The sequence below is a fragment of the Blastopirellula sediminis genome, assembly GCF_020966755.1.
In the GTDB taxonomy this organism is placed as follows: Bacteria; Planctomycetota; Planctomycetia; order Pirellulales; family Pirellulaceae; genus Blastopirellula; species Blastopirellula sediminis.
Genome location: NZ_JAJKFT010000004.1, coordinates 1,282,392 through 1,304,152, shown reverse-complemented (window position 1 = coordinate 1,304,152; position 21,761 = coordinate 1,282,392). Strand labels below are relative to the sequence as shown.

Annotated in this window: 20 protein-coding genes; 6 read left to right on the top strand and 14 right to left on the bottom strand. The window is 57.8% G+C overall.

What is annotated here, in order from left to right:
• The first annotated feature begins 130 nt into the window (after positions 1-130).
• Positions 131-1,798 (top strand): hypothetical protein, encoded by a 1,668-nt coding sequence (locus LOC68_RS09015; protein WP_230217889.1) that lies wholly within the window; start codon positions 131-133, stop codon positions 1,796-1,798.
• Positions 1,799-1,891: 93 nt separating this feature from the next.
• Here the strand turns inward: LOC68_RS09015 and LOC68_RS28510 are convergent, their stop codons facing one another.
• Complete coding sequence (locus LOC68_RS28510) at positions 1,892-2,863, bottom strand: HNH endonuclease (protein WP_230217887.1); 972 nt, start codon at positions 2,861-2,863, stop codon at positions 1,892-1,894.
• A 308-nt stretch (positions 2,864-3,171) separates the two neighbouring features.
• Between LOC68_RS28510 and LOC68_RS09005 the strand changes: the two genes are divergently transcribed.
• The 4 genes from LOC68_RS09005 to LOC68_RS08990 all read left to right on the top strand — a co-directional run bounded on the left by LOC68_RS09005 (position 3,172) and on the right by LOC68_RS08990 (position 7,591).
• On the top strand, positions 3,172-4,599 hold the full coding sequence (locus LOC68_RS09005; RefSeq protein WP_230217885.1) for a YeiH family protein: 1,428 nt from the start codon (positions 3,172-3,174) through the stop codon (positions 4,597-4,599).
• Positions 4,586-4,828, top strand: coding sequence for a hypothetical protein (locus LOC68_RS09000; protein WP_230217883.1), 243 nt, complete (start codon positions 4,586-4,588; stop codon positions 4,826-4,828). Before LOC68_RS09005 ends, LOC68_RS09000 begins: the two co-directional genes overlap by 14 nt.
• A 100-nt stretch (positions 4,829-4,928) precedes the next feature.
• On the top strand, positions 4,929-6,200 hold the full coding sequence (locus LOC68_RS08995; protein WP_230217881.1) for a lactate racemase domain-containing protein: 1,272 nt from the start codon (positions 4,929-4,931) through the stop codon (positions 6,198-6,200).
• A gap of 263 nt (positions 6,201-6,463) precedes the next feature.
• Complete coding sequence (locus LOC68_RS08990; RefSeq protein ID WP_230217879.1) at positions 6,464-7,591, top strand: redoxin family protein; 1,128 nt, start codon at positions 6,464-6,466, stop codon at positions 7,589-7,591.
• A 76-nt stretch (positions 7,592-7,667) separates the two neighbouring features.
• Here LOC68_RS08990 and LOC68_RS08985 read toward each other — a convergent pair whose 3' ends face one another.
• The 11 genes from LOC68_RS08985 to LOC68_RS08935 all read right to left on the bottom strand — a co-directional run bounded on the left by LOC68_RS08985 (position 7,668) and on the right by LOC68_RS08935 (position 18,570).
• Positions 7,668-8,648: a bestrophin family protein gene (locus tag LOC68_RS08985; RefSeq protein WP_230217877.1), complete on the bottom strand. Its 981-nt coding sequence runs from the start codon at positions 8,646-8,648 to the stop codon at positions 7,668-7,670.
• A gap of 60 nt (positions 8,649-8,708) precedes the next feature.
• Positions 8,709-9,476: a universal stress protein gene (locus tag LOC68_RS08980; protein WP_230217875.1), complete on the bottom strand. Its 768-nt coding sequence runs from the start codon at positions 9,474-9,476 to the stop codon at positions 8,709-8,711.
• A 90-nt stretch (positions 9,477-9,566) separates the two neighbouring features.
• Positions 9,567-11,204 (bottom strand): SulP family inorganic anion transporter, encoded by a 1,638-nt coding sequence (locus LOC68_RS08975; RefSeq protein ID WP_230217873.1) that lies wholly within the window; start codon positions 11,202-11,204, stop codon positions 9,567-9,569.
• Positions 11,205-11,259: 55 nt separating this feature from the next.
• A complete protein-coding gene (locus LOC68_RS08970; protein WP_230217871.1) occupies positions 11,260-11,916 on the bottom strand; it encodes a carbonic anhydrase in 657 nt (218 codons plus the stop codon).
• A 199-nt stretch (positions 11,917-12,115) separates the two neighbouring features.
• Positions 12,116-12,427: a hypothetical protein gene (locus LOC68_RS08965; RefSeq protein WP_230217869.1), complete on the bottom strand. Its 312-nt coding sequence runs from the start codon at positions 12,425-12,427 to the stop codon at positions 12,116-12,118.
• 292 nt (positions 12,428-12,719) lie between these two features.
• Positions 12,720-13,286, bottom strand: coding sequence for a hypothetical protein (locus LOC68_RS08960; RefSeq protein ID WP_230217867.1), 567 nt, complete (start codon positions 13,284-13,286; stop codon positions 12,720-12,722).
• Positions 13,287-13,350: 64 nt separating this feature from the next.
• Positions 13,351-14,937, bottom strand: coding sequence for an OprO/OprP family phosphate-selective porin (locus LOC68_RS08955; protein ID WP_230217865.1), 1,587 nt, complete (start codon positions 14,935-14,937; stop codon positions 13,351-13,353).
• Positions 14,938-15,059: 122 nt separating this feature from the next.
• Positions 15,060-15,866, bottom strand: a complete 807-nt coding sequence (locus LOC68_RS08950; RefSeq protein WP_230217863.1) for an SDR family NAD(P)-dependent oxidoreductase — start codon at positions 15,864-15,866, stop codon at positions 15,060-15,062.
• Positions 15,867-15,872: 6 nt separating this feature from the next.
• The gene (locus tag LOC68_RS08945; protein WP_230217862.1) at positions 15,873-16,220 is read right to left on the bottom strand and encodes a Dabb family protein; all 348 of its coding nucleotides are present in this window, start codon (positions 16,218-16,220) and stop codon (positions 15,873-15,875) included.
• 160 nt (positions 16,221-16,380) lie between these two features.
• Positions 16,381-17,889: an SLC13 family permease gene (locus LOC68_RS08940; protein WP_230217861.1), complete on the bottom strand. Its 1,509-nt coding sequence runs from the start codon at positions 17,887-17,889 to the stop codon at positions 16,381-16,383.
• A 9-nt stretch (positions 17,890-17,898) separates the two neighbouring features.
• Complete coding sequence (locus tag LOC68_RS08935) at positions 17,899-18,570, bottom strand: hypothetical protein (protein WP_230217859.1); 672 nt, start codon at positions 18,568-18,570, stop codon at positions 17,899-17,901.
• A gap of 439 nt (positions 18,571-19,009) precedes the next feature.
• On the opposite strand from LOC68_RS08935, the gene LOC68_RS08930 reads away from it, so the two are divergent.
• Positions 19,010-19,501, top strand: coding sequence for a DUF423 domain-containing protein (locus LOC68_RS08930; RefSeq protein ID WP_230217857.1), 492 nt, complete (start codon positions 19,010-19,012; stop codon positions 19,499-19,501).
• An 81-nt stretch (positions 19,502-19,582) separates the two neighbouring features.
• Here LOC68_RS08930 and LOC68_RS08925 read toward each other — a convergent pair whose 3' ends face one another.
• Positions 19,583-19,897, bottom strand: a complete 315-nt coding sequence (locus LOC68_RS08925; RefSeq protein ID WP_230217855.1) for a hypothetical protein — start codon at positions 19,895-19,897, stop codon at positions 19,583-19,585.
• A gap of 262 nt (positions 19,898-20,159) precedes the next feature.
• Positions 20,160-21,149, bottom strand: a complete 990-nt coding sequence (locus LOC68_RS08920) for a DUF1559 domain-containing protein (RefSeq protein ID WP_230217853.1) — start codon at positions 21,147-21,149, stop codon at positions 20,160-20,162.
• Positions 21,150-21,761 lie beyond the last annotated feature (612 nt).

Below are 21,761 nucleotides of genomic sequence, written 5' to 3'. Positions count from 1 at the left end.
CCCAATCCCTTGCGAACGCACCCATATAATTTCTCCAATTTAACCCAAGCTTGATTTAAAACGCGAATTAGGACCGCTACAATCAGCAAGGTCGGGGCGAAATTCACTAAATTTCGGGGAGAAGACAAAAATGATTCGCAGCTTGCTATTTCTCGCTACGATCGCCGCCTCGTTGGGCGCAGCGAACGTAGCCGAAGCCTGTCGTCACTGTCGCCCGGGCTGTGCGCCCGCGTGTGCGGCGCCTTGCGGTTCGCCTTGCGAACCGGAAGTTACCTACGTCGAAAAGACGATCATGGTCCCGGTGCAATCGTACGAAACGCGCACCATCACTTGCACGGAGATGCGTCCTGAGGTCCGCCAGAAGACGATCACCGTCTATCGCTGCGTGCCGGAAACGACTTCCGTGACGCGGACTTACACGGTGATGGTCCCGGAAACTTTGACCAAGACCGTTGAGTACACCGTTCGCAAGCCGGTCTATGGAACCAAAGACGTCACCACGACGGTCATGGTTCCGACCTACGAGACTCGCGAAGGGGTTCGCAACGTCTGCCGCATGGTTCCGGAAACGATGACCAAGACGGTCAACTACACCGTATGCAAACCGGTCTACGGCACCAAAGACGTCACCACGACGGTGATGGTTCCGACCTATGAAACCCGCGAAGGGGTCCGCAACGTTTGCAAGACCGTTCCGGAAACGTTGACCAAGACGGTAAACTACACCGTTTGCAAGCCGGTCTACGGCACCAAAGAAGTGACCAAGACGGTCATGGTTCCGACGCAAGAAACCCGCGAAGGAGTTCGCAACGTTTGCAAGACGGTCTCTGAAACGGCGACCAAGACGGTCGAATACACCGTTTGCAAACCGGTCCACGGCACCAAGACCGTCACCGAAACCGTGATGGTTCCGTCGTACGAAGAACGTGAAGGGACCCACACCGTCTGCAAGATGGTTCCGGAAACGATCACCAAGACCGTTTGCAAGGACCAAGGCTGCTGGCAAGACGTCGTCGTGACCGACTGCTGCGGTTGCGAAAAGACTTGCCGTAAGTGGGTTCCGAACGTCGTCCAGGTCGAAGTCCCCTGCACGGTGATGAAACCGGTTCGGGAAGAAGTCCCGTACACCTACAAGGTCTGCGTGATGAAGCCGGTTGAAAAGACCTACGAAGTTGCGACTTGCACCTATGAAAAGGAAGTCGTCACGAAGGAAGTCCCCTACACCGTCTGCAAGCAGGTTACCGAAGAAGTCCCGTACACGTATAACGTCTGCGTGATGACGCCGGTCGAAAAGACCTACACGGTCAAAACTTGCGAATACGTGAACGAAGTCATGTCGAAAGACGTGACCTACACCGTTTGCAAGCAGGTCACCGAACAAGTCCCGTACACCTACCAGGTCTGCGTGATGAAGCCGGTCGAAAAGACCTGCACGGTGAAAACTTGCGAATACGTGAACGAAGTGATGTCGAAAGACGTGACCTACACCGTTTGCAAGCCGGTCACCGAGCAAGTCCCGTATACCTACAAGGTCTGCGTGATGAAGCCGGTTCAAAAGACCTGCACGGTTCAGACGTGCGAATACGTTAACGAAGTGCTGACGAAGGAAGTGCCGTACACGGTCTGCCGTCCGGAAACCCGTGAAAAGACCTGCAACGTCACCACCTACAAGCAAGTTCCGGAAGAAAAGGTCGTCTCGTACACCTGCATGGTTCCGGTTCAAGTGACCAAAGAAGTCCAGGTTCCCGTCTGCAAGATGGTGCCCAAGACGATCACCGTACCGAAGTGCGGATGCTAAGACGACGTAATTTGCCCCGACCGAAATGAAAAAGAGCCGGCGGCTTTCGAGCCGTCGGCTTTTTTCGTTCTTGTTCAGTTGGATCGCGCCGCGTTACGCGTGCGTCTGCCCCACGCAGCGACGACAGAGCAGTTGAATGTTGGCTTCGTCATCTCCGCCCCCCATCGCCTTCGGGATGATCCGGACCATCTCCAGATAGTTGCCCGCGCCGCAGGCGCCGCAGCGGCCGTTGTATTTTCGCCAAATGCGATCGCGCAAATCGCGTGAGATCGTCATCACTTCGAGCGCAGGCGAACCTTCGACGCGCGATTTCAAGCGGGCCATCTCTCCCACCGCGTACTGGCAGAAGTCGCTCGGCATTTCCAGTTGCTGGAGCAGCCAAACCATCGTCTCCTCTTCGTGCGGCGAGATCACTCCGTCCGCTTTGGCGTCGACGATCACATGCTCGACGAACTCGCGGGCTTGAAAGCGAATCGCTTGCAGGAACTCCTGATGCGAGATTCCCAACTTGTCGGCCGAACTGAGGAGCGAGGCCCACTCTTCGCTCATCAAATGATTGTCAGCGATCGCTTCCAAAAACATGCCGCGGAGAAACTTCTCTCCCTCGGCCTGGAAGAAGACGCCGGCGAAGGTCGACATCGGCATGCCGATCGTGTCGCTGATCTTTTGCAAACGTCGCTGATCGTCGGCGTCGAGCACGCCGTCCGCCATCGCGCGGCTCAGCGCCGACGCAAATTGCTTCTTCGCCAATTCCAGCTCAATCGCCGTGTACTCCCCTTCCGGAAGTTCCAGCTTTTCGGCGATCCAGCGAGCCGTCTCCTGTTCGTCCGGAGTCAACTGGCCATCTTCCCAGGCTCGCACAATCACTTTGCGATAGACGGCCTGCTTCGCCTGGTCGAGTTGCTGCGGATCGTACGAACCGACCGCCATGGCGGTCGACACCGAGAACGATTCCGGGTCTTGGGCCAGCGCTCTTTCGAGAAGATCGGTAATCGCACGTACGCGCGACTCTACGTCGTCATTCTTCTTCTGATTGCAGGCCAGCGTCGAATCGGCTGAAGACACGGGATTCCCTTTCGGTGAGTTCCATTACAATTGCGGCCCAAACGGCCCTATTTCAAAGTTAGGCCGCTTCCCTAAACCAAGCCGTCGCCATGCGACCGGAGCCGGCGATTTCGTAGCGCCGACCAAGCGTTCAGATCGTCAAATCGCGCCAATCGGCACATTCGCTCTCCCATTGCACTTGGTCTCGGCTGGGCCGATTTGCTACGATATGTCGGAACAATACTACAAGAAGGGTTGACCAGTCTCTTTTTTAGTCGCGATAATCAATCCCTCCCGTTACCCATCCCGCCCTGAACAGATCACACCTGATGAGCGAAACCTCTCCTCCCCCTGCGCCCGCCGATGAACATCGCCCGCTCCTGTTAGAAATGCGCACCAAAGATGATTGGTGGGCGATCTGGCTGGGCGCGTTGATCCTGGCCGTCGTTTTTTTCTCGATACAGATGACGGAGGTCCCTGGCAAGGATGGCGCCGAGGCGACGGTCGAAGCGACCAGCGCGCTCAAGCCGTGGATCGTCAAACCGAGCTCCTGGAATGAAAACCCGCTCGACTCGCTGAGCAAAGGAGGCAAGTCGCTGATCCCCGGCATGCTTGCCGTCGGCGCGGCGATTCTAGCGATGTTCGCCGTCGCCCAACTGGTGATGGGAAAGTCAGTCCCGAAATTCGCCCTGGGATTTCTTGCCGTCTTTCCCCTGGCGCTGCTCGCCTATCTCCTATCAACGCAGGAAGTGATCAAGTATTACAACCTGGAGTACGCTCTCTGGGCGCTGTTGGTCGGCTTGATCATCAGCAATACGATCGGCACTCCGGGGTCATGGAAGCCGGCGGTCCTCACCGAGTTCTATATCAAGACCGGCCTGGTGCTGCTTGGCGCCGAGGTTTTGCTCGCCAAGCTCTTCGCCCTGTCGGTTCCGGGGATCGCGGTCGCGTGGATCGTCACGCCGATCGTGTTGATCACGACTTTCATCTTCGGACAGAAGATTCTGCGGATGGCCTCGCCGTCGCTCAACATGGTGATCTCGGCCGACATGTCGGTCTGCGGCGTTTCGGCCGCCATCGCGACCGGCGCAGCATGTCGCGCGAAAAAGGAAGAACTGTCGCTGGCGATCGGCATGTCGCTTGCGTTTACCGTAATCATGATGGTGGTCCAGCCTGCTTTGATTCGCATCGCCGGGATCGACGACCTGGTCGGCGGCGCCTGGATCGGTGGGACGATCGACGCGACCGGCGCGGTAGTCGCCGCCGGTAATGCCCTCGGCGAACGAGCCGAGAAAGTGGCGGTCACCGTCAAGATGATTCAAAACGTCTTGATCGGCGTGGTGGCGTTCGGCGTCGCTCTGTACTGGGTCGCCTTCGTCGAAAAGACGAAGGATGGCGCTCGTCCCAATGCGATGGAAATCTGGTATCGCTTTCCGAAGTTTGTGCTCGGCTTCGTCGCGGCGTCGGTCGTCTTCTCGGCGATCGCCTACTTCCTGCCGACCGGCGAAGCGGAGGTGAAAGCGATGACCGATATGACCAAGTCGCTCCGCGGTTGGCTCTTCTGCCTGGCGTTCGTCAGCATTGGGCTGGAGACCAACTTCCGCGAACTGGCGGTCTACCTGAAAGGGGGAAAGCCGCTGATCCTGTACGTCTGCGGCCAGACGCTCAACTTGCTGCTCACCTTCCTGATGGCGTACGTGATGTTCGGCTGGTTGTTCCGCGATTATCTCGAGAAGATGTTCAATGGCGGCAACTAACGTCCAATACGAAACGAACCAAGGCCCGGTCGACCTGCGGCGGCGCTGGATCCGCTTGGGGTTGGCCGTCGGCCTGGTGGCGTTTACCTGGCTGGTCGTCCTCCCCAGACTGGCCGATGCGCCGCCGGTCAAACGCCACATTCAAACGATGAAAGCGGCCGGAATCGACCCCAGCGCGATGTACTACACCGAGCTGGAACCGCACCTCTTTTTGCAGCCGCAAAAGTAGCCCCCACTTCCGATTTGGCCGTCGAACGTCAATCGACGGCCTTTGGCTTCGGCGGTAGAATACAGTTTTGGCCTCCCTGTATTCCCTTGCGCACAGTTTTATGCAACTCCCGAAACTCTTTCGTCTGCGTCAAACCTTTCCCCGCCCCCTGGTCGACGACATTCCCGCCGAAGTCGATAGCCAACTGGCGTCGCTAGAGCTGAGCAAGCAGGTCAAGCCGGGCGAAACGGTCGCGATCACCGCCGGCAGCCGCGGCATCGCTCATATCAAAGAGATCATCAAAGCGATCGTCGACCACCTGAAGGGAATCGGCGCCAAGCCGTTTATCGTGCCGGCGATGGGGAGCCATGGCGGCGGCACCGCCGAAGGGCAACTGGGCGTTCTCGCGTCGTACGGCATCACGCCCGAATACTGCGGCTGCGAAATTCGCGCCAGCATGGAGACGATCATCGTTTGCCAGGCGAAGGAAGGGTTCCCGGTTCACTTTGACAAGCATGCGTCGGAAGCGGACCATGTCGTCGTCTGCGGTCGCGTCAAAGCGCATACCGACTTCACCGGCGAAATCCAAAGCGGACTGATGAAGATGATGCTGATCGGTCTTGGCAAGCACAACGGCGCCAAGGTCTATCACAAAGCGATCATGGACAACACCTTCACGCAGATCGTCCAAAGCGTCGCGCGGGAAGTGCTGAGCCAGTGCAACATCCTCTGCGGTCTGGCCATCATCGAAAATGGCTATGACGAGACGGGGCACATCATCGGCGTCCCGGCCGATCAGATCGAAAAGCGGGAACCGGAACTGTTGCGACTGGCCAATACCCTACTGCCGAAATTGCCGTTTGAAGAAGCGGACCTGCTGATCATCGATGAGATTGGCAAGAACATCAGCGGCGCCGGGATGGATACCAACATCGTCGGTCGCAAATTCAACGATCATGCCGCCACCGGCGACGAAAAACCCCGAATCAAACGAATCGCGCTGCGTGGTCTGACCGAAGAGACGCATGGTAACGCGTCAGGTATAGGGATGTGCGAGTTCTGCTTGACCCGGATGGTCGAGCAAATGGACCGCAACATCACCAACATCAACAGCGTCACCTCGGGACACGTCACTGCGGCGATGATTCCGATCTATTACGACACCGACCGCGAAATCCTCGAAAACGCACTGCAAACGATCGGGCTCCGTCCCCCGCAAGACGCGCGCGTCATGTGGATTCCCCATACCCTCTCGATCGACGAAGTCGTCTGCAGCGAAGCGTTTCTGGCCGAAGCGAAGTCGCGGGACGACCTGGAAGTTTTGTTTGAGCCGCTCGAAATCCCACTCGACAGCCAGGGAATGCTGCCGGCGGTGACCCAGTGGCGACCGTAAATGCAAAGTGACCGCGGAGCCCCGCCAGAGGGCGTCCGCCCCATTTGTACAAATCCAGCACGCTTCCCGTAATTTGCGCAAAGCGTTGAACTTCACGTTGTTATCCCGGCACGTAGGGGATAACAATGACAACTGACAGTCGGGTGTTGCCGAGTTCACTGACTCCTTCCCGGCGGATCGCTACGATACGGCGAGCGCCTTTGACGACGCGCCGATCACGGTTCAGTTCGGCGCCGTTATTCCCTACCGCAAAAGGACATCGTATGAAGATCACTCATCTTGCCTTGGCCGCCCTCCTACTGGCCATGCTTCCCACCGTTTCGCTCCTAAACGCCGCCGAAGCGGCCGCTGCGGAAGACCAAGAATCGGCCAGCGGCCTGTATGATGCGCTCAAGGCTGATCCGAACGACCAATCCGCGCTGAACGCTTACCTGCAAGCGACGATCAGCCCCGCGATGAAACAAAGCGTCGACGACCCCAAAGGGGCGCTGAAGCAATTGGAAGAGGTCAAGAAGGCTCTTTCCGAACTGGAACCGACCGCACCGCTGGCGGTCGCCAACTTCCGGCAAATGGACCGCACGCTCGACGCGCTGATCCAACGCGTCGAACTGCAGCAGATTTCGCTCAATGATCTGCGTGCGCAGCTGGACGCCGCCAAACAAGACGTCAGCCTGATCGGTAAGTACAGCACCAAAGTGATGATGGAGTTGTCGACGGAGATCAACGAAGATTGGCAGAAGGCCGAGAAGACCTTAGATGCGGAGACCGCCTATCTGAAGTCGCTGGCGGAATCGGCGGAAACCGATGAAGCGAAAGCGGCGATCCAAGGCGCCCAGAACATGATCTCGCGTCTCGTTCCGAACCTGGAACGCCAAAAGAAGCTCGCCGAGTTGATCGGCAAGCCGGCGATGCCGCTGTCGGCCCAAGCGTGGGTCAACGGCGCTCCGCTGACCGACGATGAGCTGAAGGGGAAAGTCGTGCTGCTTGACTTCTTCGCCATCTGGTGCGGCCCCTGCATCATGTCGTTCCCTCACCTGCGTGAACTGAACGAAGAATTCGGCGACAAAGGGTTGGTGATCATCGGCGTTACCGGCTACTACAACTACGGCTGGAACGAAGAGAAGATGGCTCCGGAACCGGTCCGCGGCGATATGGTGTCGGCGGAAGAAGAACAAGCGATGCTGCACAAGTTCGCCGAAAAGTATGAACTGAAACATGTGTTCGCCGTCGATCCGGAAGGAACCATGTCGAAGTACTACGCGGTGAGCGGAATTCCGCACATGGTCCTGATCGACCAGGAAGGAAAGATCGCGATGGTGAAGGTCGGCTTCGGCGAAGCCAACTCCAAGGCCCTGACCGCCGAGATCAAAAAGCTGCTCGGCGCAAACTAGGCGGCCGATCCATTCGAACGCAAAACGGGGCGCTGGAACAATTCCAGCGCCCCGTTTTCTTTTGCGCTATCCTCGATTAGCTGCCGGTAGTCGCATGGACGGCGAACCCGCGTAAGCTGCGTGGGTTTCTCGGCGCCCCGTTCGTAACGGCGTCGTTGTCGCCGTCGTCAAACGGAACCATCTCCGGCAACTCTTCGATCGACGCCAACAGATTCTCGCGAATCGTCTTCGAGATGTCTCCCAGCGGCAAGTGATTTAGCCGGCGATGGCAGAACGGATTTTGCAGTTCGACGCCGATCTGATCAAGCGACAGAAGCGGATAGGTGACTAGCATCGTCAACAGCGGCGTGAATGCGCCGACGTAATCGATCATTGCCATCGGCAGGAACAACAGATACAAAAAGAGAAATCGCCGGATCTTAATCGAAAAGGCGACCGCCAACGGCGTCTTCAGGATGCGTTCGCAACCGCCGATATGGTCGATCAATTTCGCGCGTTCCTCTTCCGCTTTCAAGAAGAAGAAGCGGTCCATCTCGCCGGTTTCGACCGCCTGACGGAGCAACTCTCCCACGCGACGAACGACATACATCGGCATATGATTCGATTTGGCCAAACGCTCGGTTTCGACCTTGCCGACGATTGGAACCAAATCGACGATTTCGTCGTAGGTCCGTTGATTCCGCAAGCTATGGCGACAAATGGCCGAAAAAGCGGCGACCCAGCGAACGTACGATTCTCGCCATTCCTGGTCCCTGGGACCGTAGATCACGCCCATTTGGCCAAGATTGCGCGACTGGTTGACGATTCCTCCCCAAATTTTGCGCGCTTCGTACCAGCGATCGTAGCCGGCGTTGGTCCGCAGCACGAGCAATATCGCCAACACGGCGCCGATATATTCGTAGTGCGAGTTGGCCAATAGGTGCGTCTTCCCTAGGTAAGTCATCACCAAGGTGACCAACAGCGAAAACAGCGTAAACCCTAACACGCGACCAGCAATCAACGGCGTGGCCGAGCCACGCAGCCGGAAAACTTCTAACCAAAATTCGTATCGAGACATCCACCAAACCCGTTTTAAAAAAAGCCTCTTCCAGGAACCGAACCGCCGAGCCGTCGCAATCTATGCGAACGCGTAAATCGGAAATTCGGTTTGTTGCAAAACGTCGCTGGCGAGTTGGCCGTAAGGCGATCCCCACCAGTTGGCCGAGCGAGCAATCCCCAGCACCAGCAAATCGGCCTCCCATTTCTGGGCGTATTTTGTGACCGTCTTCAGCGGCGAACCTGGCAAGCGTCCGGTCTCCAGCGATGCGATTCGCGAATGGCAATATTCCGTCATCTCGCGATAGGCGCCGCTCTGCGAATCGGCCGCTTCGCCGACGCAAATTAGTCGATACTGTCTGCCAAGAAAAGACGAGTGCGCCGCGAAGGACCGAATGGCGCGACTTGATGCGCCTGAACCGTCGTAGACCAGCAACACGCGATCGAGTCGGGCCGGCCGGCGCCGCAGAATCAACAGCGGCTGCACGAGTCGCTGCGCCAGTTCAATCAAGTCTTGCGCCGAGAGCCCCGCGTCATGACGTCCTTCTTTTCCCGCGTAAGATGCGATCGTCAAATCGTGGTACTTCGCCTCGTCGGCCAGCAGGTCGAGCGGATCGCCCCGCTCATCCCGCACGTCGCATCGCACTGCGCGGCTTCGACAAAGCCGGAGCAATTCGTCCCGAGATTCCATCTGCCGGCGTTTGGCCAAAGTCAAACGAGTCGCTTCGACCCCGGCATATCCGGATGACTCCATCGACGCTTTCTCCAAAAAGCGACGCGTATCGACGATCGTCACGCCTCGGAGCCTTGCGTTGGCGTTCGACGCCAGTTCGACCGCCGACTGAATCACGGACTGCGTCCGACCGGAATTGCAAAGATGTACAAGTAAATTCTTCATTGCCGCCGTGCGCCTACATATCCCCAAACCAAGTTGCGAAAATTATTTCGAGCCAACCGTATTTTTGATCGCAGTGCGACTATCTTCCGCCTCGCCGCTGGATTCCGTCCGCCGCTTGTCGCCATATCGCTCATAAAAACGAGCCGCCAGGCCGTCCCAATCGATCGCCAGGCTTCCGCCGGTCGCTTCGTGCTGCTTCTCCCACGTCATCAGCAGGTCGAGACACGCGTGATCGATGTAGCTCAACCGCTCAAGGTTGATATGCAGTTGCGAGTTGGCCGGAACTTTCTCCAGTTCCGACGCCAACATCGGCAGTCGCATGAACGTCGCCGTGCCGATCAGATAGAGCGTCAAGTTCTCGCCAGACGGATCTTCGACCCGTTTGATCTCCAGGTGCGAAAAAACGTAGAGCAACTTACACGCGGCCAGTACGATTCCGGTCATCACGCCGATCAGCAAATCGGTCGTGACGATCATGATCATGGTCGCAAAGTAGATGGCCACTTCGCTTTTCCCGTAGCGGGCCAGCTCGCGAATCGAGGCCGGATTCACGAGCTTGTAGCCGGTGTAAACCAACACCGCCGCCAGGCACGCTACAGGAATCTGTTTCAATAAGAATGGGAGAAACGCCACAAAGAGGAGCAACCACGCTCCGTGCATAATCGCCGACCAGCGCGACTTCCCCCCTGCTCCGACATTCGCGGCGCTGCGGACGATAACCCCAGTGATCGGCAAGCCGCCGATCAGTCCGCAGACCGAGTTCCCGACCCCTTGCGCGAGCAGTTCGCGATCGTAGTTCGTCCGCTGTCCGTCGTGCATCTGGTCGACGGCAGTTGCGCACAGCAGCGTTTCGGCGCTAGCGACCAGCGCCAGACCGGCGGCCGACGCCAGAATTGCTCCGAACGGCGCCGTCCCCCAGATCGCAAGGTCTGGAAAGACGAAGCTGCTCAGGAAACTGTCCGGAATGCTTTCCCCGAGTCGCCGGATCGGCACGTCGAAGAACTCTGAAATCAACGTCGCCGCTAACACGCCTAGTAGCGGTCCCGGAACCAACTGAAACTTCTTGGGAGTCATCTTCCAACAAACGATCACGACGATGGTCAGCAGGCCCAGTCCCGCCGCCAGGTGATGCGACTTCGATTCGTCGAACGCGAAGACGCGGCCGATTGCCTGCGGAATCGTCAGCAAGTTCGCCAGACCCGCTTCGAGATGAACGCCGCCGACTTCCAGCCCTTTCCGCGGCTGGTCGTCGATCATGATGTGAAACTGACTGCAAAAAATCAGCATGCCGATCCCGGCCAACATGCCTTTGACGACGGCTGGCGAGACCGCCCGGAACCACTGCCCCAATTTCAATGATCCCGCGGCGATCTGCATCAGCCCCGCCAAAACAACCGTCAACATCACCAGTTGGATGTCGTACTTCTCAAACAAGCCGTAAACGATCACGGTCAAGCCGGCGGCGGGTCCGCTCACTTGCAGCGGCGACCCAGCCAAAAATCCGACCACCAGACCGCCGACAATCCCGCTGATCAAGCCGGCCGCCGGGGGAGCGCCAGACGCAATCGCGATGCCCAAACAAAGAGGGAGCGCAACCAGAAACACCACAATCGACGGAAAAATGTCGTTGCGGATCGCTGGCCAACGGAAAAACTCGGAACTCTTGGTTTGATCTGACATCGCACTACGCCCTTTTTTGCCGAACTTGATCAACGGGAAACGGCGACAGTCTCGACTAGGCGAAGCCAGTGGCCGACTCGTCCGGCTGATAGCACTCGTCGTTGAATAGCGTCGCAAACTCGTTTCGCTCGTGATCGAGCGACTCGATTTCGCCGCGACCAATGTCGTACGTCCAGCCATGCAGTTGCAGTTGCTCGCTGGCCAGCGCTTCGGCGACGCAGCGCAGCGACTGCAAGTTCTCTAACTGCATCCGGACGTTTTCTTGAATGACCAAGTCAAGCATCCGCTCCGGCGATTGTTCTCCGTGCCGGCGAAGCGTCCGTTCGACCACCCCCTTCACGTTTCGCAGCCAGCCGGCGACGGACGGGAGCGACTCGCACGACTCCGGCTCGAGCGTCGCCTTCATGGCGCCGCACTGCGAATGACCGCAGACGACGATATGCTCGACTTTGAGCGCTTTGACGGCGAACTCGATGGTCGCCGCTTCTCCGCTCGCCATGTCTTGGCGAGGAATCATGTTCCCTGCGTTTCGCAGGACGAAGAGCTCGCCCGGGTCGCTGCCGGTAATCAGATTGGGATCAATCCGTGAGTCAGCGCAGGTGATGAACATCGTGGGAGGAGCTTGTCCCCCTGCGAGCTCTTCAAACAGCGATTGCTTGCGGCGATATTCGGATTGCTGAAATTGACGAATGCCGTGAATTAGCTTTTGCATATTTTGATTATTCTCTCGGCGCACCAGTGCGCGCCAGTCAGTAGTTGCTAAGACTTGGAATTCGCGCCGACGCACGCCGGAACCGGGCGGAACCTACGGTTCATTCGACAAGCGCGCAGCGGCGGACGAATACGAAAACAAGGACGTTTGAATCAACAATCAAACGAGAGCCCAGAGAGGGGCAAGAATGAGCGCAGGCTTAGAGCCGAAGCGCAGCGCCTATCCCATTCCAAGCGCTTCGCTCACCGCGAATTGCCTTGGAGGCCGTCCGCGAAATGCGGCCCGGCAGGGGCGCCGAAAGAACGTCGGCGGATCGATCGCCCGAGGCGATTTTCGGTCGGAACTCGCTCGAAACGAGTTGACCAACCAGGACGACTTCGACCTCTCGCGAGGTTTCCGTTTCCTGTTCGACCAAGGAACGAGGAGGGGCGACCGTACCAACGACCATCGCCAGCAACATGAAAAAGAGGGGAGCGATCGACAAACGAGAGTGACGAACGTCGCGTCTCATTGGGCTCCCCTTCTTTTCGCGTTAATTGGACCGAAAAATGGGGGACTACCCAAGGTATCCCGCCAACATCACGTATAGAAATTTACGTCTCTAGGCGCTGGAAAGTCAAGTCTGATTTCCGCCCATAGAGTGGATACGAAGCGGCGCAACTCAATGTTCATAAAGAGATATCGGCAAGATTCCCCCAGAGATGAATTCTTCCGATGTTAATTTTTTTAACGACGAATAGGCTTCCCTTCGACGACCACTGGTCGGGAAGGCAAGCCTATCTCATCGCCGCATTAGGTAGGCGTTAGTTGGTCGGGGCCGGCAAAAGGATCGGAACGATATAGCCGCTCGGCAGGATGTCGTACGGCGGAATCACCCCGGCGCTGACCGGAGGCTCCACAACCGGCGGAACCGGCGGAAGGCCCGGATCGACGGCCGGCTCAGCAGTCGGAGCACATGGTTCCGACGGCGAGAGGCAGGCAGGGACGCACGACTTCAAGCAAGTCCGAATCCATTCGTACTTCGGCGCCTTTTCTTTGTATTCGTTCTGCCACAGTTGGTTGACCGTGCGAACCTTGCCGCACTTCACCAGCGGCGGCTCGCAACCGCAGCAATCCGACTTTTCCCAGGGGAATCGAATCGGCGGGATTTCGACTTGCTTGCAGCGAGTCGTCCAGCAATGCTTCGTTTCGTCTTCGCACGACTTCTTCAGCAAGAAGGGAGCGCACTCGACGCAGGGATGTTCGCAGCAGCAGGGACCGTGAGCGGTCGGACGGCCGCAGCCGCCTCCCATCATTTCGCCCCCGTAGGTCGTACCGGCGGCGGCCGCCAACACGGCCGACAACATGAAGATCGCAATCCGTCGCATCATTTCTCGTCCTTTTATCATTTCGCCGCAGCGATGGTTATCTAGGAAGTAAGGTTACTGGTACCGATTAGAAGTCGACCATGAAGCGGCAACCCAGGATCCAGAAGTTGCCTCCCGTGTATCCATTCACCGGAGCGTGTTCGCTGATGTCGCCGTAGATGGCGTTGAACTGCATCTTCGAGTGCGAGGTCCAGAACCAGTTCAGGCCGAGCGTCGCATTGGTCTCGAGACCGCCCTGGATATCCTGATCGGTGAGATCGAGATACGAGATGCGAGCCGCAACCTGCCAGGCGCCCCAGCCGCCGCCGCAACCGCCGTAGCAATCGGGCACCAGGAAGAAGTTTTCATACGGATGAACGCGATCGAGCGTACCGCTCTTGCGATCCAAGACCATGTGTTCGCCGGTCAGGAAGTAGCCGACTTGCAGATAACCGCCATGGAAGGTGGCGTCCGAACGTCCATTGTCGCGTTGCAGGAAGTTGGCCTGGTATTCGCCGCAGAAATTCCAGGCGCCGACGTTCAACATCGATTCCACGCCCAATACTTCGTACCAGTGGCAATCGGCGATCGTACGGGTGTCGATCCAACGGCTGCTGGTGCGAGCTTCAGGACGAGTACGGAAACGGGCCTGATTGCTGTGCGGGGCGTTCGACAACGCGTCGCCGTCCGGATTGGCGACCATACCGGCAATCGCCCAGTGATACCAACCGCGGCCGTCCGACGAATCGTCGTACCAGGGGCTGCTCGCCAGACGAGCGTTGCCGCTTCCCTGGAACGCATCGCCAATGTAGGCGCCGCTCTGCGATACGTTTTCTAAGTTAAAAATGCCGTACCGCCAGTTGTAGACCAGGTCGTCCGAATAGCTGTACGCACACAGGCCGAGACGACGAGCGTCTTCGTTAAACGCTTCGATCACCAGCGGACGTTCCATGAAGATGTTGTAACGCGAGCTGTTCAAGTGATCCAAACCGAGCGGACGCTTTTGGTTACCCAGCAGCACCGTGGTGTTGCCCGGCAGTTCGTCCCAGCCGATGTAAACGTCTTTGATCGACGGTTCGCTCGGATCGGCGAAGTCGACTTGAATGCGCCACAACATCGTCTCGAAGATATCGCCGCTCGTTTCGAGACGAACGCGGCGGAACGCCCAACGGTTCTGCGGATCGTCGCCAGTCGTCGGATTCTCGAAGTAGCCGATCCCCGGCGTGTTGGTTGGGAAATCCCACGTATCGAAGTGGACGCGGCCGCCGATTTTGAAGGTCGGCTTCTTCGGCGGTTCGTATTCGGCCATGGCCTTCGCCAAGTTGGCCGACTGCGCCGTTTGAGCCGCTTCCAACCGCTCGATCCGTTCCATCAGGTGCGAGACGTTGGTCGTCGGCACGTTTTGGATGTTTTGCATGTTCGGCATCGCGCTGCCGGGAATCGGCGGCGACATCGGTCCGGCTTGCGGCGGGGCCGCATCCAGTTGATCGATCCGACGCTCAAGGTCCATCAGCCGGCGACTAAAGTCATCCTGCGGCGGGGCTGAGTATTGCTCGGCCGCATAGCTGCTGAAGTAGGTTTCTTGGGCCTCCACTGGCGTAACGAACGTCGTCACACCATAGAGCAAAAGGCCCGCTGCAACCGTGCTAGCAATCTTATTTGGGAACATCGACATTTCAGCCATCCGCGACATAGGGAGAAGAACAATCAATCTCGTCATGTCGCGATCATCGGGCAGAGACGGCATAACCGAATATTAAGATCGCCCGAATGCTGGTGGCGCCGGCTGTGCCGATTTCAGCAGTCGTTCTTACCAGGCATGGTGGTAACAGAAAAAGGGTCAGCAAATGCGGCAAATGCGCCCAATCCGCCATCGACTTCGAGATCTGTAGCGGTAACGAAGGAGGCTCCGTCGCTCGCTAACCAGAGGACGGCCGCCGCAATCTCAGACGGTTCGGCGATTCGTCCCAAGGGATGTCGGTTCGCCAGCGATTCCTCGCCCCCTTGTTGGGCGAGCGAAGCCCGCAACAGCGGTGTTCCCACTGCCCCGGGAGAAACCGATACGACCCGCACGCCTTCTCGCGCTAGTTCAACTCCCCACTGTTTGGCCTGCATCAGATTGGCCGCCTTGATCGGGCCGTAGGCAGGGACCTCGCGCGCGGTACGGTGACCTTGCGCGCTCGCCATATTGACGATCACTCCGCTGTGCTGCTTGCGCATAACGGCGGCCGCTTCCATCGCCATATAGGCGTAGCCGGAAAGATTGATCGCGACCATCTTGTCCCAAACTTCGGTCGGCAATTCGTCGATCGGCTTGTACGAGGCCGGCGGCTGGATCGCGGCGTTGTTGACGAGCACGTCGACGGCGCCCGCTTCTACGACGATCTGCGCAATGACGCGCCGACAATCGTCCCGATTAGAGACGTCTCCCGAGATCAGCTTGGCCGGCAATTCCCCTTCGGGCTGCGAGACGTCGACGGCGTAAACGGTCGCGCCGGAAGCGGCGAAGGCCTGACAGATCGCCAGACCAATACCTCCGGCGCCTCCGGTGACGAGTACGACGCGACCGGAGTTGTCAAATTGAACGGAACCTGTTGGTCGCATGGCGAGTTACTTCGTAGCCCAGTAGTCGATGACGAACGCTTCTTCCAAGTGCGGCAGCAGCAACTCGACGAACTCTTTATGTGCGGGGTGCGGCAGATACGCTTCGCGATCGGCTTCGCTCTTGAAAGTGACCAGGAAGCAATGGGTGTAACCCTGATCAAGCATTTCGGGGCTGTTATTGGTTCCCCATTCAAAGTCGGAGATCTGCTTGATCTTGCTCGGCAGCGCGGCGAACGCATCTTCGACCGCCTTCTTGTCCGACGGCTTCGCTTCTTCCTTGAACTTGAAACAGACGACGTGACGCAGCAGCTTTTCCGGTTTCGCCGCTTCTTCGGCGTTCGAACGAGAATTCATAGCGACCACCGCAAGGGCCAATAGAGCGAAAAAGGAAAGACAGATGGCGCGTTTCATGACCAACTCTCACAGCAAGGGTAGGAAGAAGCGGGGGACATTGAACTTTCTAGGATACCAACGCATCGCCCGGGCGACAAATTCGCCCCCAACTGGGCGGAGATTACATCGTCAGCGACTCGAAAATCAGGGGTCCGATCGTCGAGATGACCAGGATGATCAGGGCCAGCGAAACCAGGTTCAGCAGGAACCCGGCCTTCACCATCTGCCGCATCGTCACCCGGCCCGAACTGTAGACGATTGCGTTCGGGGGCGTCGCGACCGGCATCATAAACGCACAGCTGGCCGCCAAGGTCGAGGGAATCAGCAATAGGAGCGGACTCACCTGCAACTCGTCGGCCGTGCTGGCCAAAATCGGATTCAGCATCTGCACGCTGGCCAGATTCGAGGTCAACTCGGTCAGCCAGATCATACCGTTGGCGGTCAGAGCCGCCATCACCACCGGCGGCAGTCCGCGCATCGTCGTGGCGAGAAAATCGCCGAGGTAACGATCGAGCCCGGTATCCTCCAGGCCGCCGGCCAGCGCCACACCGCCGCCGAACAGCAACAACACGCCCCACGGAATCCTGGCGGTCGATTTCCAATTCAGCAGCCGACTGCCATCCTCTTTGCCGCTGGGGAGTAGAAAACAGAAGAGGGCCATGAAGATCGCCGCCGTTCCATCGTCGACAAACTTGTTCTGTAGTAGCGGTCCCCAGCCCCAACCTTTCACCGGCTCGCGCATGATCCAGAGGAGCGCGGTGATCAGGAAAATCGCTCCGACGCGCCACTCGGCCGCCACCATCGCGCCGAGCTTGTCGAGTTCCTCGCGAATGACCGAACGACCGCCGATCGACGCTTCCGACCCGCACGGAAAAATCCAATAGGTCATCATCCACCAGCCGATCGCGAGAAAGGCGATCGAGAATGGAGTCGCGACCAACATCCAGCTCAAAAAGCTGACCGGTTCTCCGTTTGGGTATTCGGTTGCGTAAAAACTCGCGAAGGCGACGTTGGGGGGCGTGCCGACGATCGTCGCCACCCCGCCGATACTCGCCGCGTAGGCGATTCCCAGCATCAGCGCCGCTCCCAAATTGACGCGACGTTCCAGCGACATCTTCCCCGCGTCGACGCGCGTCAAAATGCTCGCCGCAATCGGCAGCATCAGCAGCGCGGTCGCCGTATTGGAAATCCACATCGACAGCGCCGCCGTCGCAATCATGAAGCCGAGCACGATTCGCCGCGGCTTGTCTCCCATCGCGTAGACGATCGAAAGAGCTAAACGGCGATGGAGTCCGCTTTCTTCCACCGCCAAGGCGATCAGGAAGCCGCCCAGGAACAAGTAGATGAAGCGACTGCCGTAGCTGGCCGAAACGTCGGCCATCGACGCGATTCCAAACAGCGGCATCAGCGCGAGCGGCACGAGCGCCGTCGCCGCCATCGGCAGCGCCTCGGTCAACCACCAGATCGCCATCAGCGCAGCGATCCCCGCCATGTAATTCAGTTTTGGATCGACCGGATGCAATTGCCAGCCGAAGCTCGGCGAGACGATGAACGCGATTGCAGTCGCTAGTCCCGCCCAGCGTCCGAACGTAGCGATTCCGCCGGCGCCTTCTACAGGTTGCTCACTCATGTCGGAATCTTATTCGAACTCGCCGCCGATTTCGACCGTCATCGTTCCCTGATTATCCGAGTTGTCGATGTCGAACATCTTCAGGAACAGACGTCCAGTCGCCGGAGCGCTAAACTCTTTCGACTTGCCGATCATAAACGGTTGCGGCTTCTTATCGCCGGGTATCGCGATATACCCGACCAGGCTTCCCAGCTTGATGTCGCGCAGTTCGCGCGGAGGCTCAATGCCGTCAGCGTCACCCTCAAAAACGAAGGTCCACTTTCCCTCGGCCGCAATCTTGAGGAGCGCCCCCTTGCTGACGTTAATGCCGGTGTCGCGCCAATCGCCGCTGGCCGCGATCGTCACGGTCTTCCGATTCGAGCCAATCAAGTTGCGATTGATCGCGTCCATCTTGTCCTGGGCCGTTTTGTACTGCGGCGCCAGCTTCAGGATCTCGGTGAAGACCGCTTTCGCTTTACCCCATTCCTGTTTACGAGCGTACTCGTCTCCCAGGTCTTCCGCCTTCTCGACGAACTCCTTCTGGAACTTTAGCAAGCGCGGATCCAGGGTCGTCGGCTCCGGCGGAGTCTGCGCCGGTGGGCGACCACGTCCTTGCGCCAGCGACGAAGAGACGAACGACAACGCGGCGACGACGACCAAAACCAACAGTCGCGCGGCTGCCGGAAGGTACCGGAAGTGCATACGAGAAACTCCAGCGGGGGGCAATGCAATTGGGGGAGCGAACATTAGAACGTCCCTCGCCGCGCAGTTCAACAAAGGAACGAACACCGACCGGGAGGCAGTCCGCATAGTCGACTCTGAGACAGAAACGTCCGCTACCCGCTAGTGTACTTCAGAAAACTGCGAAATTGGGGCGGAATTGCGTCGCGGCCTACGGCCGCAAAAAGGGCGTCCAGCGCGAGAAACTGGCCCCACAGCAGCGTTTAGCGGGCGAAACACGTTAGGCGACAAATCTTAAATTGTCGCGACATTTTATAACATCCAGTATAACCCTCTCACCCAACATCTAATCGCAAACGTTCAATTCAGTACTACCAAAATCCATCAAACAACTTACAATAGAGACGCCCCTTCTACGCTATCCATCTTTACCAAGGGCCAGCTTCACTAAGGGCTAAGCATGTTGCGGTACAATCTCATCGCCGGAAGCCTCTTCGGACTGACGGCGGTACTCGTCGGACTTGTTTTTGAGCCGAGCGTTAAAGCGAAACTCGATGATGAGTTGGTTGCGAAAGCGGTCGAAATTCCAGAACAGAGGGACGAAGACGGAAACGTACTCGCTCCGAAGAAACTGGTCATCAGCGACCTCGACCGCGATTACAGCGAGCAGCGTTGGCAGCACTACGAATTGGGAGTGCGGAACCTGACCTACGCGTCGTTCGCAATGCTTGCACTCGGCTTGATTCCGGCCGCATCGGGGCGCAATCGACTCGTTTCGCGGATCAGCGGCGGCGCTTTCACCGCGGGCGTAATTTTCTACTGCTTCGGCTTAGCCTCCTCCGCGGTTTTCGACCAACCGCTGCTTGCGATCTTCTCCGGACTCGGAGCTCTCTGCTTGGCGGCCGGATGGGCAGGACTTACGGGACTCGCCTGCATCTCGACCCGCGAGTAATCATTGCCGCTACGAAAAAAGGGAAGCGGCGAAACTCGCCGCTTCCCTTTTTTATTCTACCAACTGAAAGCGTCGCTACGCTTAACGCGAACGACCGCGGCGAGTCGACTTGGAGGAGAGGGCGAGATTCAACTCCATCTGCTCGGAGCCGCTCTCAACGCTGGCGGTCAGTTCCGCCGAAGGAGAAAGGTAGCGAAACGGCGCCATCTTTTTGCTCGCTGTCGTACCCGTCACCATGACGTTCTTTTCGCCCGGCACGCAGTCCAACTCGTACTTGCCGTCAATAATTTGACCGGACGTCGCATCATTAACCGCGCCAGCCTTCGGCGAAAAGATTACCGAACCCGATTGCAAAGGATCGCCATCGAGCGTCACGGTCCCGACGACGGTAATCATCTCAGGACCTCGAGAACAGCCGATCGCGCCGACAGAGGCGACGACCAGTACTAACGCAACGTATGTCTTATATAATTTCATTTTAGATGTACCCCTAAAGCAACCTGCAATTGTTATTGCGCGAATGTCGCCCCAATAGCGAGCAATTCACGCCAGGCCATTGGCAATTTCCCCGTGGGGAGAAACGCCTAAATCGTCGCAGGCTGATCGCTGCGACGATTTCGTTTTATCCAGCGGACAAGAGCTTCTCGTCCAACAGGAACTAGAATGCGGCGACCACGTTGCCGTCGTTTCGATTGATATAGTTCGAAAACAGCGTCGCATCCATCGTGTTGGGGAGGAACGAAACCGAAGCGTCAGCTCGGTTTACCATCACGCCGCCCGGATGATAGCTGCGGAGCAGGTACCACGAAGCCGAACCCGGACCGGGATTGCAAGGTTTCTTGGCGACTTGATTTCCCGGCGGGATACACCCATTCGGCCCAGCGAGGTCCGGAACGGAGTTATTGAAGCCGTACCACGGAGCGGCGGTAAAGACCGCCTGAAGATTGGCGCCGTCCCAATAGCTGGCGATATCGTCGTACTGCGAAGCCCCCGCCGCATCCGGAGCCCCTTGGACGCATTCGCCCATCATTACGGTGTTCGTCGTACCGTCAACGATGTCGCGGAAATTGATATGCGAGCGAACGAAGAACAGACCGGCCACCCGGTTCGCCGCATGAACGGTACCGGCGTTCGGCACTTGAACGTCGCAGCTACCGAGATAATTTCCCTGGAAACCGAAAGCGCCGACCTTGCCGCCATTTGGATCGGAAGGACAAACGAATCCCGGAACCACCGTGTTGCGGACCGTCGCGTTCACCTGACGCATCGGCATGGTCATCATTTCGGTTCGAATCAAATCGACCATCGCCGTTTGTTCCACGAACGGCAGAACCGCCTGGAACCAGGTCCCACCCTGCGGGAATTCCGCCGGATTGTCCTGCATGCCGCCGCTCATCGGGTCCGAAGACATCAGCCCCATGTTCGTCTGCCCGGCCGGCAGCGATTGATAGGTGTCGTGATAGTTATGCATCGCCAGGCCCAACTGCTTCAAGTTGTTGGTGCAGCTGATGCGACGAGCCGCTTCGCGGGCCTGTTGAACGGCCGGCAGCAGCAAGGCGATCAAGACGCCGATGATCGCGATGACCACCAACAACTCGACCAGAGTGAAAGCGCTACGGCGACGACCGCCGAACCAAGAAATCTGCATTGTGAGCGTCCCCTAAGACTTGGAAATAATTACGTTGACGCCTGTCGCACGTGCGCTAGGCGGTTGTTTCGCAAGCGTGGGCATGATGGGGAAACGCTGCAACTGTGAGGGCAGACGATAAAATACGAACGGGATTTAAACGCATCTATACTGCCGATTGGGGGGCCGCTTTTGCGTAACATGACGTCAGGAAAATATCTTTCTTCATCTCTAAATCTGCATCCCGGCGAGGCGTAGCCTATCAAAAGTCGCTTATGATCAAATACGCGAGGCTGATAGGGATTTACGCCTTCTCATCGCGATCGTGATAGAAGCATGGGCTTTGCAGCAGTTGGAAATAAACGCGCAGTTTTGCCCGTTTCTTCTCTGTCCCCCCTGATCATCACTCGCAATTATTTCGACATTTTTTTTGACTTCGAGCGAAAGATGTGGTTGAAGACGATGGTTTCGCCCCCCTTGTCTCCCGCTTTTTGACGCCTGATGCGGTCAATCGTCCGTTAATGAGAAACCAGAGAAGCACCGGCTTTTATCTAGGCGCATCGCAATCGTTCGTAAAACTCTGCGCAATTTTCTGGCGCAGGTGTGACCTTGATTACAAAGCGTGCCAGCTGA

Excerpts from the sequence above, each read along its gene's own strand:
- LOC68_RS09015 (WP_230217889.1), top strand. The coding sequence starts at position 131 with ATGATTCGCAGCTTGCTATTTCTCGCTACGATCGCCGCCTCGTTGGGC.
- LOC68_RS09000 (WP_230217883.1), top strand. The coding sequence starts at position 4,586 with ATGGCGGCAACTAACGTCCAATACGAAACGAACCAAGGCCCGGTCGAC.
- LOC68_RS08930 (WP_230217857.1), top strand. The coding sequence starts at position 19,010 with ATGTTGCGGTACAATCTCATCGCCGGAAGCCTCTTCGGACTGACGGCG.
- LOC68_RS08920 (WP_230217853.1), bottom strand. The coding sequence starts at position 21,149 with ATGCAGATTTCTTGGTTCGGCGGTCGTCGCCGTAGCGCTTTCACTCTG.
- LOC68_RS08925 (WP_230217855.1), bottom strand. The coding sequence starts at position 19,897 with ATGATTACCGTCGTCGGGACCGTGACGCTCGATGGCGATCCTTTGCAA.
- LOC68_RS08940 (WP_230217861.1), bottom strand. The coding sequence starts at position 17,889 with ATGAGTGAGCAACCTGTAGAAGGCGCCGGCGGAATCGCTACGTTCGGA.
- LOC68_RS08960 (WP_230217867.1), bottom strand. The coding sequence starts at position 13,286 with ATGATGCGACGGATTGCGATCTTCATGTTGTCGGCCGTGTTGGCGGCC.
- LOC68_RS08995 (WP_230217881.1), top strand. The coding sequence starts at position 4,929 with ATGCAACTCCCGAAACTCTTTCGTCTGCGTCAAACCTTTCCCCGCCCC.
- LOC68_RS09005 (WP_230217885.1), top strand. The coding sequence starts at position 3,172 with ATGAGCGAAACCTCTCCTCCCCCTGCGCCCGCCGATGAACATCGCCCG.
- LOC68_RS08970 (WP_230217871.1), bottom strand. The coding sequence starts at position 11,916 with ATGCAAAAGCTAATTCACGGCATTCGTCAATTTCAGCAATCCGAATAT.
- LOC68_RS08945 (WP_230217862.1), bottom strand. The coding sequence starts at position 16,220 with ATGAATTCTCGTTCGAACGCCGAAGAAGCGGCGAAACCGGAAAAGCTG.
- LOC68_RS08965 (WP_230217869.1), bottom strand. The coding sequence starts at position 12,427 with ATGAGACGCGACGTTCGTCACTCTCGTTTGTCGATCGCTCCCCTCTTT.
- LOC68_RS08955 (WP_230217865.1), bottom strand. The coding sequence starts at position 14,937 with ATGTCGATGTTCCCAAATAAGATTGCTAGCACGGTTGCAGCGGGCCTT.
- LOC68_RS08990 (WP_230217879.1), top strand. The coding sequence starts at position 6,464 with ATGAAGATCACTCATCTTGCCTTGGCCGCCCTCCTACTGGCCATGCTT.
- LOC68_RS08950 (WP_230217863.1), bottom strand. The coding sequence starts at position 15,866 with ATGCGACCAACAGGTTCCGTTCAATTTGACAACTCCGGTCGCGTCGTA.
- LOC68_RS08935 (WP_230217859.1), bottom strand. The coding sequence starts at position 18,570 with ATGCACTTCCGGTACCTTCCGGCAGCCGCGCGACTGTTGGTTTTGGTC.
- LOC68_RS08975 (WP_230217873.1), bottom strand. The coding sequence starts at position 11,204 with ATGTCAGATCAAACCAAGAGTTCCGAGTTTTTCCGTTGGCCAGCGATC.
- LOC68_RS08985 (WP_230217877.1), bottom strand. The coding sequence starts at position 8,648 with ATGTCTCGATACGAATTTTGGTTAGAAGTTTTCCGGCTGCGTGGCTCG.